The organism is Neobacillus bataviensis, assembly GCF_019969725.1.
Map to the genome: position 1 here is coordinate 1 of NZ_JAHXYW010000018.1, position 12,532 is coordinate 12,532.

Annotated in this window: 14 protein-coding genes and 1 rRNA gene; 6 read left to right on the plus strand and 9 right to left on the minus strand. The window is 39.0% G+C overall.

The window, feature by feature from the left end:
* Positions 1–314: ribosomal RNA gene (locus tag LC455_RS27500) — 16S ribosomal RNA — on the minus strand; the annotation flags it as partial.
* A gap of 246 nt (positions 315–560) precedes the next feature.
* Complete coding sequence (locus tag LC455_RS27505; RefSeq protein WP_223595806.1) at positions 561–791, minus strand: hypothetical protein; 231 nt, start codon at positions 789–791, stop codon at positions 561–563.
* Positions 792–931: 140 nt separating this feature from the next.
* On the opposite strand from LC455_RS27505, the gene pdaB reads away from it, so the two are divergent.
* Entirely contained in the window at positions 932–1,684 is a 753-nt protein-coding gene (pdaB, locus tag LC455_RS27510; protein WP_223595807.1) for a polysaccharide deacetylase family sporulation protein PdaB, read from the plus strand.
* Between the two features lie 17 nt (positions 1,685–1,701).
* Here pdaB and LC455_RS27515 read toward each other — a convergent pair whose 3' ends face one another.
* Positions 1,702–2,373, minus strand: a complete 672-nt coding sequence (locus LC455_RS27515) for a KinB-signaling pathway activation protein (RefSeq protein ID WP_223595808.1) — start codon at positions 2,371–2,373, stop codon at positions 1,702–1,704.
* 148 nt (positions 2,374–2,521) lie between these two features.
* On the opposite strand from LC455_RS27515, the gene gerD reads away from it, so the two are divergent.
* Complete coding sequence (gene gerD / locus LC455_RS27520; protein ID WP_223595810.1) at positions 2,522–3,151, plus strand: spore germination lipoprotein GerD; 630 nt, start codon at positions 2,522–2,524, stop codon at positions 3,149–3,151.
* 54 nt (positions 3,152–3,205) lie between these two features.
* Here gerD and LC455_RS27525 read toward each other — a convergent pair whose 3' ends face one another.
* From LC455_RS27525 to LC455_RS27535, 3 genes are all read right to left on the minus strand, one after another.
* Complete coding sequence (locus LC455_RS27525) at positions 3,206–4,258, minus strand: Mrp/NBP35 family ATP-binding protein (RefSeq protein ID WP_223595811.1); 1,053 nt, start codon at positions 4,256–4,258, stop codon at positions 3,206–3,208.
* Between the two features lie 139 nt (positions 4,259–4,397).
* Positions 4,398–5,129 carry an N-acetylmuramoyl-L-alanine amidase CwlD gene (gene cwlD / locus LC455_RS27530; protein ID WP_223595813.1) on the minus strand — a complete coding sequence of 244 codons (732 nt, stop codon included), beginning with the start codon at positions 5,127–5,129 and terminating at the stop codon, positions 4,398–4,400.
* A 131-nt stretch (positions 5,130–5,260) separates the two neighbouring features.
* Positions 5,261–5,704 (minus strand): YbaK family protein, encoded by a 444-nt coding sequence (locus LC455_RS27535; RefSeq protein ID WP_223595815.1) that lies wholly within the window; start codon positions 5,702–5,704, stop codon positions 5,261–5,263.
* 149 nt (positions 5,705–5,853) lie between these two features.
* On the opposite strand from LC455_RS27535, the gene LC455_RS27540 reads away from it, so the two are divergent.
* The 4 genes from LC455_RS27540 (at position 5,854) to LC455_RS27555 (ending at position 9,980) form a co-directional block, all read left to right on the plus strand.
* Positions 5,854–6,222 carry an SET domain-containing protein gene (locus tag LC455_RS27540; RefSeq protein WP_223595817.1) on the plus strand — a complete coding sequence of 123 codons (369 nt, stop codon included), beginning with the start codon at positions 5,854–5,856 and terminating at the stop codon, positions 6,220–6,222.
* A gap of 100 nt (positions 6,223–6,322) precedes the next feature.
* A complete protein-coding gene (locus LC455_RS27545; RefSeq protein WP_223595819.1) occupies positions 6,323–7,813 on the plus strand; it encodes a spore germination protein in 1,491 nt (496 codons plus the stop codon).
* A 17-nt stretch (positions 7,814–7,830) separates the two neighbouring features.
* Positions 7,831–8,919, plus strand: coding sequence for a GerAB/ArcD/ProY family transporter (locus LC455_RS27550; RefSeq protein WP_223595821.1), 1,089 nt, complete (start codon positions 7,831–7,833; stop codon positions 8,917–8,919).
* Positions 8,916–9,980, plus strand: a complete 1,065-nt coding sequence (locus LC455_RS27555) for a Ger(x)C family spore germination protein (protein ID WP_223595823.1) — start codon at positions 8,916–8,918, stop codon at positions 9,978–9,980. The genes LC455_RS27550 and LC455_RS27555 overlap by 4 nt, the downstream gene beginning before the upstream one ends.
* 146 nt (positions 9,981–10,126) lie before the next feature.
* Here LC455_RS27555 and LC455_RS27560 read toward each other — a convergent pair whose 3' ends face one another.
* The 3 genes from LC455_RS27560 to rplM form a co-directional block, all read right to left on the minus strand.
* A complete protein-coding gene (locus LC455_RS27560; RefSeq protein WP_223595825.1) occupies positions 10,127–10,840 on the minus strand; it encodes a hypothetical protein in 714 nt (237 codons plus the stop codon).
* Positions 10,841–11,011: 171 nt separating this feature from the next.
* Complete coding sequence (gene rpsI, locus LC455_RS27565) at positions 11,012–11,404, minus strand: 30S ribosomal protein S9 (protein WP_098533175.1); 393 nt, start codon at positions 11,402–11,404, stop codon at positions 11,012–11,014.
* 20 nt (positions 11,405–11,424) lie between these two features.
* Positions 11,425–11,862 (minus strand): 50S ribosomal protein L13, encoded by a 438-nt coding sequence (gene rplM, locus LC455_RS27570; RefSeq protein ID WP_223595827.1) that lies wholly within the window; start codon positions 11,860–11,862, stop codon positions 11,425–11,427.
* Positions 11,863–12,532: the final 670 nt, after the last annotated feature.

The following is a 12,532-nucleotide window of genomic DNA, read 5'->3' on the forward strand; positions in this document are numbered from 1 at the left end:
GATCACCCTCTCAGGTCGGCTACGCATCGTCGCCTTGGTGAGCCGTTACCTCACCAACTAGCTAATGCGCCGCGGGCCCATCTGTAAGTGTCAGCCGAAACCGACTTTCAGCTTTTCCTCATGAGAGGAAAAGGATTATCCGGTATTAGCACCGGTTTCCCGGTGTTATCCCAGTCTTACAGGCAGGTTGCCCACGTGTTACTCACCCGTCCGCCGCTAACCACCGGGAGCAAGCTCCCAGTGATTCGCTCGACTTGCATGTATTAGGCACGCCGCCAGCGTTCGTCCTGAGCCAGGATCAAACTCTCCAAGAAAGTTGATTAGCTCATAAAATAAAACGTTGGCTTCATTTCAATAAGAAACGAATATTATTGTTTGTTGACGTTTTTGTTTGTTTAGTTTTCAAAGAGCAATCCATCGCTCAAAAGCGACTTTATTAATATATCATCTGCACTTCGTAATGTCAACGACTTTTTAAAAAGTTGTTTTTTTAACGTCAGCAGCGACGTTTATTAATATACCAAGATATTTTATAGTTGTCAACGGAATTTGAAAAAAAGTTATCCTTTTTTTCTGTCCCTCTTACCTCTTCTCATGTATCTTAAACAATCGTTCGGTGATGCAACCCTTCTAAATAAAGTAAAGAGTACCTTATATCTCTCTTCCATAGCTCTTTTTACTATATGATCAATGCGTTCATCCCTTAAATCAAATAATATTTCATCCATTTCTCTTTTAATTAGGTATTCCATTTCTTTAACTTCTTTTTCATTGATGAGAAGCCCAAACATTGAATTACCCCCAGTGAAATTTCTAGTTATTGTAGTCTTTTCCAATTAATGAAATTTTATAATAAAAATTCTTTAATCATATATTTAAAAAAACAAGCATAGGTTGAAGACAAGGATGGTATTGGACGAGGTGGTCATATATGAATTTCTTTGTTGTGCTAAACGGAAAGGCCTTAAAGAGTGTTGTTCTCATTTTAATCGCCGCATTTTTTACTGCATGGTTTCTCTATATGGAGAACCTTGCACAAATACCTGTCTTTTCAACGAAAGAGGGTCCAAAAGCCGTTTATCGCGGTGAAAAAGACCTTGCTCTAACCTTTAATATTGGCTGGGGTGATGAAAAGGCAGAACCTATTCTAGATACATTAAAAAAGGAAAATGTGAAATCAGCTACGTTCTTTTTATCTGGATCATGGGCTGAAAGACACCCTGATCTTGTCAGCAGAATTGTCAAAGATGGGTTTGAGATTGGTATTCTCGGGTATGATTATGTGGACTATCGTGATTTAGAGGACGTAAAGATCGGCAAGGATATTGCCAAAGCCCAGGAAGTTTTTGCAAAATTAAATGTGAAGGATATTAAATTATTACGTGCGCCGACAGGGCATTTTGATGAGCGAGCATTAAATATCGCAAAAAGATATGGATACACAATGGTTCATTGGCGTGTGGATTCCAAGGACTGGACCAATCCTGGGGTTGGCAAGATCGTCGCAAATGTAAAAAAAGCCGATAAGGGAGATATCGTTCTACTTCACGCTTCTGACTCGGCTAAACAAACTGCTAAAGCCTTGCCGCTTATTCTTCAGGATATTCGTCAAAAAGGCTTAAAGCTCGTGTCCGTTTCCGAGATGATTACTAACGGGGAAGTTCAGTCGAAGATTATCAATTAAAAAGAAAACCGTCCATTTTATACGGACGGTTTTTTTGTTAATTTTTTAGGGCTATTTGCTTTTCGTTTAAGTCTTTCCTGTCTTTCCTTTTCTGATTGTGTATTCAATTTATGGAGAATTAACAATTGATAGGCATTACAGGCCATCAAGGCAAACATCATCAAAAAAAGCCAGTTTTTAGAGTTTGTCCTTAGAACAGGAACCCACTCTACTATCGTTACCACAACCATGAAGAACAGCGCCGGAATAAATGCCTGCTTATTGGTCTGTTTCATCTTATACCATGCCGCCACAGCACCGACTACCAAAAGGATTATGGCCGGTACCAAAAAAGGAAAGATCGATTGTCCAGATTTAGCAAAATTTTCATAACGCAAATAAACCAAATCAAACAGAGCAAATAAAATTAGGACAATCTGAACAGCATTCCAGAGGGAAACAGATTTAAATATTCCTATTCCAAACCGGTGAATCGTTAAATATGCAAAAAAGCCCATTTGGCTGATAGCACTAAATAAAAACCCCATGACAATAAACCAGATTAACGCCGACAATATATCGCCAATTTGAAATCCAACAAAAAATGGCTGCATTTCATTCCAGCGGACAATCAATCCCACAATAGCCGTCGTAAGCCCGCCAACTACTAAAGTGGTGATAAACAACCTTACCAAATTTCGGCTTGTCACCTTATAAACCTCCAGCGTACAAAATAAATTCCATTATGATTGTACCAATCAACATTTGAAAAATCCATATTTTAAAGTTCCAACGAATAATCTTTCCGAGTTTTCTTCATTATAAAATTAAGGATTCATATGTGAAAGGAGCTTGTAAATGAAAACGAAAAGTATGTTGCTCCTCCTACCCATCATGGTGCTCCTAACGAGCTGTTCTTCTCCTGATACCAGCAGCGGAGGGCAAGTGGATTATGACGAAACGAAAAAAATGGTAGTGGATATTCTTAAAACCGATGATGGAAAGAAAGCAATTGAAGATGTTTTGTCCAAAGATGGCATAAAAGAAAAACTTGTGATGGATCAAAAGGTGGTTTCCGACACCATTTCACAAACCCTAACTTCAGAAAAAGCGACTGAATTTTGGAAAAAGACTTTTAGTGACCCAAAATTTGCTCAAGGCGTTGCGAAAAACATGAGATCCGAAAATGAAAAACTTTTGAAGGATTTGATGAATGATCCTGAATATAGAGGTATGATGATTGAGGTTTTTAAAGAACCTGAGATTCAAAAAGAAATGGCAGATGCCTTAAAAAGCAAAGAATATCGCGAACATCTTCAAAAAGTCATTACCGAAACAGTAGATAGTCCATTGTTTAAGGCTAAAATTCAAGAATTACTTTTAAAAGCGGCTGAGGAAGCGAATACTAAAGCCAGCAGTAAAAGCGGGTCAAGTGAAAAATCCAGCGGCAATCAGGGTTCTGGCGGTCAAGGCGGCGGCGGATCTTAAAAAAGCCTATAAAAAAAGAAGCCTCTTCGTTAATCCGAATGGGCTTCTTTAACATTATTTTTTAAGAAGGCTGACTACTTTATCGGCAATTTCCAGATAAATTTTTCCGATTTGATGATCTTCTTGGTAGATAGACGGAGCAAAGTCTTCATCGTTCCAGTCTGGCTGGTTAAGCGGCAGGCGGCCAAGAACCTCGGTATTTAATTCTTCGGCAAGCTTATCGCCGCCGCCCTTACCGAACACATACTCTTTTTCACCAGTTAATTTGCTTTCAAAATAGGCCATGTTTTCGATGACCCCAAGGACCTCATGCTCAGTTCGAAGTGCCATCGCACCAGCGCGCGCAGCAACAAAAGCTGCTGTTGGATGTGGAGTGGTCACGATAATTTCTTTACATGCCGGAAGCATGGTGTGAACATCAAGCGCCACATCTCCTGTTCCTGGCGGCAGGTCTAATAGTAAATAATCAATTTCTCCCCACTCTACTTCATTGAAGAAGCTGTTTAACATTTTGCCAAGCATCGGGCCGCGCCAAATGATTGGGGAGTTGTCTTCCACAAAAAATCCCATAGAAATAACTTGAACGCCAAAGCGTTCAACAGGAATAATCTTTTCTCCTCGAACAACAGGGCGCTTCGTAATTCCCATCATATCCGGTACGCTGAAGCCGTAAATATCGGCGTCAATAAGTCCTACCTTTTTACCTAGGCGTGCTAAAGCAACAGCAAGATTTACAGATACTGTTGATTTCCCTACGCCGCCTTTACCGCTGGCAATAGCAATGAAGGTAGTATCGGCAGAATTGAGAAGATTTTTCTCTTTTTCAGGCTCTGCATGTCGGTGAGCAGCTAAAACTTCCTCCGGCAGTTCGCTAAAGCGAATGCCTACGGTTGCTGCCCCGGCTTCTTTTATTAAATTCACGATTTGTGTTTGCAGCTGCAATTGCTCGCTCGTTCCCGTCCGGGCAATCCCCACCTTTACACTCACATGATTTTTTTCTTCTTTAATCTTAATTTCCTCGATTGCATTCAATTCAGCTAAGCTTTTATGTAAAAATGGATCTTTGAGGCTGCCAATGGCCTCAGTGATTCTTGCTTCTGTTAACATTGAGTAACACCTCACCAATTGAATTCGTTTCCATCTTTCAGTATATCATACATCTCCAAAGAATCAGTTAATTGAATCACAGGTAAACAATATTCAATGAAAAAAGCCAAAATAAACGGAAGGTGTTTCCCACCTTCCCTTAATCTGTTTCTTTTAATTCTTTTTCATTCGTGAAATAACGGATGACCCCACGGTAAATGGATTCCGCTATTTTCTCCTGATACGATTCCTTTTTCAAGTTTTCCTTTTCTGCTGGATTTGATAGAAAGCCTACCTCAACAAGCACCCCTGGTTTTTTTGCATTTTTCAAAATATATACCTGGCTTATTGGCTTCGCCTTACGGTTGGTATTCCCTAGATTTTTGCGGAGTTCCTCTTGGATAAATTTAGCCGCTTTTGCATTTTCTTTGTGATGCGGGGCATAAAAGGTTTGGGCACCGCTCCATCTTGAGGAAGGAATCGCATTTAAATGGATACTGACAAAAAAGTCATTATCGGAATCATTAATCATTTTTAATCGTTTCTTAAGGTCTTCTACTTTTCTGCGGCTATAGCCCTTTGTATCATCATCGGCTAAATCCTTATCAGTATCTCTTGTCATTACCACAAGAGCGCCCTGCTGCTGCAAAAGATCCCTAACTTTTAACGTAATATCTAAGGCAATATCCTTTTCGAGTGTTTTCCCGGTACCTGCGCCCCCATCAGGACCGCCATGGCCTGGATCAAGCAAAATGATTTTGCCTGATAAAGGAAGATTCCAGGATTTCCATGAGTTATTTTCCGAAAAATCGTGCTGTAAGATGAGGAATAATACCAGTAACCCCACTGAAAAACCGATTATTTTCAATCTGCGCTTTGACAACCAAATCATTCCTTCCCGCTCGTCCCTGTTCAATAAACTATATGGGACAAGGGGGAAAAATATTACAACGAAAAGCGGAAGCGCCTTGATTAGGGGCGACAAGCATAAGACGAGCCCCTAGGCGCTGAAGCTGGACAATTTTAATGAAGTCGCAGCTTATGGCGTCTTTGGCCTTTTTCGTAGCCCTCTCTCCACCAAACATGGATGTATTGTTCACATAAATAATAAAGGGACTCACTCATGGCTCCTTCTTGGCCATTACCCCAGTACAGTAAAAAGTTATATAACGTATCAATTAAATGCTGTTCCTCGCGGAAGCAGCGGACCCTTACGTCTTCCAAACTCTCTCCATGGTAGCCAAATTTGCTGAACTTTGCCCCTAATAAAAAAGCTTCAAGGGCGACATCATAGCAGGCTTCCTCTATTCCCGTATTCATAATCATGCTTGAAGCAATATTCGTTGAACCAAAATACTGTCTTACTCTTTCTTTCAGTGTATTAATCGATAAATCCCGCAGGACGGAACGCTCGTATTTTATTTGTTTTTCACGTCGTTTTTCTTTAAAGGTAGTTATTACAGTCACTTCGTTTTCACCTCTTAGAACTATTCTTTATCCCTCGTTCATAAGAAATGCAAAGACGATATTTCCAATTTTTATTTTTAAATTTTAACAACTGGCGATCACCTTGAATATTTTTATAGGGAATATAAAGGAACGGAGGCTAAGATCTTGTGCTGGAAGTAAAAGAATCGAAGTACGGAAGAGGCGTTTTTGCGACCAGGGATATCCAAAAAGGTGAACTCTTAGATGCTTCGCCAATCATTGTCATCCCTCATGAAGAGTATAAATATTTGAAAAAAACAGTGCTGTCAAACTATGTATTTTGGTGGGGGAAAAATGATAAAGCCCGAGCTGTCGCATTAGGCTATGGTTCGTTATTTAACCATTCTTACACACCGAATGCCAAATATAAATTTAAAAGGAAAACAGATACGATTAATTTTTATGCTTATACCGATATTAAAGCAGGCGAAGAAATATTGGTTAATTATAATGGAGACCCTGATGACCAATCGCCCGTATGGTTTGAGGTGTTATAAAGGATGATTCCCCCAAATTGGGGGATTTTCTTTTGAATTCATATTCTTTCCACTAAAGGAAAAGATAAAAGTAATCCTGAATACGGCGGTGACTCAACAAATGGGTTGGTTTTCAAAAAAACACGAGCAACAAGTTGATAGAGAATCACTAGAACAATTCCTGCTGCGTTCCAAGGACTATAAAAAGGTTTCTTATATTAATCAACCAACAAACAACCAGTTTACACTTTCCTTTATATCTACGCTTATTGATGAGAGCATTTTACAGGAAAGCGCACTTCCTTATTTAATGGGAAAAAACCTCGAAAAGATTGAGGATGTTAAAAAGATTGTCGCACTTACGGACGTGGAAATCAGCGATGACCCAAGTGTAATTGAGCAAAAATTGTTTAATGGTTATGTGCTCTTAACGCTGAACTCAGATCATAAACAATTTGCCTTTTTGGCGGCGCAAAAGGAGATTGTAAGAAGTGTTACAACGCCTGAGGTTGAATTTAGTGTCATTGGCCCGAAGGAGGCCTTTGTCGAATCTATCGAGCAAAATATCAATTTAATTCGAAAGCGACTTCCTGTGAAGGAGCTCATTTTTGAAGAAATAACAGTCGGGAGACTTTCAAAAACGAAAATTGTTGTGCTCCATATTGACGGTATTACGGATAAAGATAATGTTCAAACCGTGGTCGAACGGATAAAAAAAATAGACTTTGATGCTATAACGGATAGTTCCTATGTCGTACAACTCATATCTGATAACAAAAACTCCCCTTTTCCACAGCTTTTGGATACAGAGCGTCCGGACAGGGTAACAGCGATTCTCGCAGAGGGGAAAGTAGCCATCTTTGTTGACGGGTCACCGCATGCCCTGATTGGCCCAACAACGCTGGTCGAATTCTTTAGTTCCTTTGAGGACTATTTTCTAAATTGGATGCTTTCTTCCTTTTTCAGGATGATACGGCTATTCGCCGTTATGTTTTCCGTTTTAATAACACCAATATATGTTGCGACACTATCCTACCATTACGAGCTTATACCGAAGGATTTAATGAATACCTTGGTAACCTCACGCCGAGAAATTCCGCTGCCGCCGATATTAGAGGCACTGTTTTTAGAACTGACCATCGAACTCCTAAGGGAGGCAGGAGCCCGCCTGCCGACGAAGGTTGGTCAGACGATCGGTATCGTTGGCGGGATTGTCATCGGGACCGCATCAGTTGAAGCGGGACTGACAAGTAATGTCTTATTGATCATTGTGGCGCTGGCGGCTCTGGCATCCTTTACGACGCCTGTATATAAAATGGGCAATGCCATCCGGTTGATGCGATTTCCCTTTTTATTTTTTGCAGAACTATGGGGTCTGCTTGGAATTGTGTTTTGTTTTTGTCTTTTAATGACACACTTAATCAGGCTTACTTCTTTGAACAGACCTTTTTTAGAACCACTCTATCCACCTAGAATGACGGACCTTAAAGATTCTCTAATTAGGCTGCCATTTAGTAAACAGTCTAAAAGGCCGCAATCTTTAAGAACACAAGATCCTGTTCGGTTTACCCCCATGAAGGAAAGAAAAAATAAAAGTGATATTGACGAATAGGAGGCGGTTATTGGGCTATGGAACAATTAGTACCCGAAAAAGCAAAAATATCGCCTTTTTTAGTTTTTTTTCTAATCCACACAATGCAGTTTGGTATAGGTGTCCTTGGTTTCCAGCGAATTATCGCCATGACGGCTGGATATGACGCATGGATATCGGTTATTATTGCTGGATTATGCATCCACATCATTATTTGGATGATGTATAAAACCCTTGAAACCGTAAACGGTGATTTGGTTTCCGTTCATAGCTTTATTTTGGGTAAGAAAATGGGCAAGCTCCTGACACTTCCTTTTGTTATCTATTTTGTACTTATCGCTTTAACAGTGCTTAGGACCTTTATTGAGGTCATACAAGTTTGGATGTTTCAAGATATGAGTACCTTCTGGTATTCTCTGGCTTTTTGCGGATTAGCGATTTATATTATTTTTGGCGGATTTAGAGCCGTAACAGGTATAGCATTTTTTGGAGTTGTATTACCGTTTTATTTACTATTCAGTTTTTTCTTTACTATCCCTTATGCCGATGCTAGTAACTTATATCCAATCCTTGATCACTCTATAAAAGATTTGCTCATAGCATCTTATCAAATGTCTCTCACATATTTAGGATATGAAATACTACTGTTTTTCTATCCGTTTATAAAAGAACCACAAAAATCAAAGAAATGGGCCCATCTGGGTGTTTTATTTACCACTTTTCTTTATACAGTGCTTACCATTGTTACCTTTGCCTATTTTTCAGAGATGCAGCTTCAGAAGAGTATTTGGGCCACACTAACGATGTGGAAAATTGTTGAAATGCCCTTTGTTGAGCGCTTTGAGTACATTGGTATAGCCAATTGGAATATCGTTATTCTGCCGAATTTTTGCATTGCTATATGGTGCGCCACCCGCGTCCTAAAAAGAGTGACCCATTTGAAGCAAAAATATGGAGTCCTCCTCGTATCATTGGTCGTGTTAATCACTATAAATTTCTTTAAGACACGAACCCAAATAAACACGCTCATAGATTATACGGGTAAAATTTCATTTTATTTAAACTATGGGTATATCCCGCTGCTATTTTTTCTTGTGCTGATTGTGAAGAAGGTGAAGAAAAAGTGATAAAAAATATGATTGTCAGCTTAATTGTCATTACAGTTCTTGCGGGTTGTGTGGAAAAGGAAATCTTAGATGATGTAAATCTGGAGTCTGGGAGTGCCTATGATTATGTAAATGGAAAAATAAGAGGCACTGCCTTAGTACCTATCTATTTGCCCAATAAAGAGGTGCAAAATAAAACCTTTTCTGCCTCTTCTAATTTAAGCAGAGACTTTTTAAGAGATGTCCAGCGTCAATCATCAGATCCACTGGTCACTGGGAGCATTAAAGTTGTTCTTTTTGGTAAAGATCTAGCTAGAGAAAAAGGAATATTAGACCTAATTGATTCGTTTCAGCGCGATCCCAGTATTGGTGCTGGTTTATACCTGGCAGTAACTAATGGGGAGGCAAAAAATGTCATAGAAGGGAATTATGGAAAAAGAGGTAATGCTATTTATTTATCTAATCTCATTCATCATAATATGAAAAACAAAGATATACCTAAAACAAACCTTCATCGCTTCCTATTTGATTTTAATCAAAAAGGGAAGACGCCTTATCTACCAGAAATAAGAAAATTAGGCAAAGAGCAAATTGAAATTAGCGGTATCAGCTTTTTTTACTATGGCCGTGTAGTAGATACCATTCCAGCTTCGAAAATGTTCTATTTCAAGCTTCTTGTCGACAAATATAGCCAAGGGACCTTAAAGGTGACTCATAAGAAAGAAAGAGCTGCTATTGAAAGTATTCGTTCTAAGTACAATATGAAAATAATCTCTAGAGATCCCTTAACAGTAAATGTTCAGCTTAAAATAAAAGCGGTATTAAATGAATACTCTGGGGCACGCGTCACACCAAAGGAAATTAAAGAAATCGAAAAACTCCTTCAGAAAAATATCGAAAAAGAATGCACATTATTAATAACCAGATTTAAAGAAAAGAATATTGATCCAGTTGGATTTGGCCATTTTATAAAAAGCCACACTAAACGCTTCAATTTTAAAAAATGGGAAACAGACTATCCGCATTTAAAGGTTAAGGTTCATGCAGATGTAACTATTATGGAATCTGGCGTAATTGAGTAATTTGTCGAATATGTTCTCAGATTTTGTAGATATTTCCCGGGAATTTGTTGGAATTTGAAAAATAGGAACCCTTTAAAGTCGAAAACAGAAAATTACTGTTATATCGCTAAGCGATACAAAACAAAAAATGCCTTATGTAGGGACTTTTATTTTTGGAATATGGAGAAAAGCCCCCACCATTTTTCTTTTGGTTTTTGTTTTTGTATCGCTTCTTCTAAACGTTTATTAAATTCATTTTGTGAAACCCATTCTTTACTCTGCTCATCTCGCAAATTCTGTATTTCTTTTTGTAAGAATTCACTCTTTTCTTTTTCTTGCTGTAGTAACGTTTCGTAATGAGTATTTTGTTGTTCAGATAATTTTTCAATTTTAGTAATGGTCTTTTGAGCCGAATTTGCAATATTAGAACTTATAACATGATGGTCCTGCTGAAGACGGGATACATGCGTTTTAAGTTGAGACAAATCGTTCGTTAATTGAGCATTCACTTCGCGTGTAGCTGCAACCTCATTAACTAAAAACATTAAGATTTCTTTTAATTGATTAGGGTCTTGGGGTAAATTTTCGTATGGAACGGAAATCGCCATCTCTGTATCAGTGGAACCATTTAATCTTTCTTTTTGTTGATTTACTATGTCTTTCGCCGTTTCGTCGAGGGGCTTGTCCGTATCGCGTAACGCTATAAGCACTCCGATGTCAGATTGAACAAAGATTCGCCGATCGCCATCTTTCAAAAACTCATATCCATTCCGCTCTAAGATCTGGCCATACTTTCGAACAGTTGGTGTTGCAATTCCTACTTCTTCTGCCGCTTCCTTGGTAGAAAAAGCTCTTTCATTCGGTTGTATATCACGTCGCATATCGGACCTCCTTTATTATTAAATATGAAGGTTTTTACCCATATTTGCAATATATATCGCCAAGCGATACAAAAAACAATTCTTTCTTCCCAAATGCTATCACATATGATTATTAACCATAGAAAAAAAACTCCCAGCCATGATGGCAGGGAGTCTTTGATTTTGTGCAAATTAACGCTTTGAGAACTGAGGCGCACGACGAGCACCTTTAAGACCGTATTTCTTACGCTCTTTCATACGTGCATCACGAGTTAATAGACCAGCGCGCTTTAATGTTGGACGGAATTCAGGGTCAGCTTGTAGTAATGCGCGAGCAATACCGTGGCGGATTGCGCCAGCTTGACCAGTGTATCCACCGCCGCTTACGTTTACAAGAACATCGTAGCTTCCTACTGTTTCAGTAGCTACTAATGGTTGTCTTACAACAACACGTAAAGCTTCAAATGGGATATAATCTTCGATTTCACGACCGTTAACAACAATTTTACCTGTACCTGGAACTAAGCGCACACGTGCGACAGAGCTCTTACGACGACCAGTACCAATATATTGAACTTGTGCCAAGTTAATTCCCTCCCTCTTAATTAACCGCGAAGTTCGTAAACTTCAGGTTTTTGTGCTTGGTGTGGATGTTCTGCACCAGCATATACGTGTAATTTTTTGAACATTTGGCGGCCAAGAGAATTCTTTGGAAGCATGCCTTTAACAGCAAGCTCGATCATTTTCTCAGCATAGTTTGTACGCATTTCAAGAGCCGTTCTTTGCTTTAAACCACCTGGGTGTAAGCTGTGACGGTAGTAGATTTTGTCAGTTAATTTCTTACCAGTTAATTCTACTTTAGAAGCGTTAAGAATGATAACATGATCACCAGTGTCAACATGTGGTGTAAAAGTTGGTTTGTTTTTACCACGTAAGATTGATGCTACTTCAGAAGCAAGACGACCAAGAGTTTTGCCTTCTGCATCAATTACGTACCATTTACGCTCGATATTGTTGGCATTTGCCATAAACGTTGTACGCATGAGTTTCCCTCCTAATTAAATCCATTAAGGTTATAATGTTCGCACCATCAAAGTATTCGTGGTTCAAACTGTTCCGGGAATGAACGACCGATTACCCTTGTGCGTTTAAGTTTCAAAATCATATATTTTCAATCACGATGAAGACTTTCCGGGGCTTTATCGTGGGATTAAAAACACACACATATAATATAATAAATAGTATGGGTCAAAATGTCAAGGGAATGTTACACCAGGTTAGGTTGTTTTAGAAAATTATTTATTATAATAAAAGTATGCTTAAAGTGATTAAGTAACCAGTCATTTTGAAGCCGCCTTAATGACCGCCGCTGGCTTTTTTCACCTTTCGCGGGCATTATGAACCCTTCTTAATGACCATCACAAGCTTTTTTCACCCTTCACGGGCATTATAAACCTTTCTTAATGACCATCACAGGTTTTTTTCACCCTTCGCAGGCATTATGAACCCTTCTTAATGACCGTCACAAGCTTTTTTTACCTTTCACGGGCATTATGAACCTTTCTTAATGACCGTTACAAGCTTTTTTCACCCTTCGCAGACATTATGAACCTTTCTTAATGACCGTTACAAGCTTTTTTCACCCTTCGCAGACATTATGAACCCTTCTTAATGACCATCACAAGTTTTTTCACCCTTCGCGGGCATTATGAT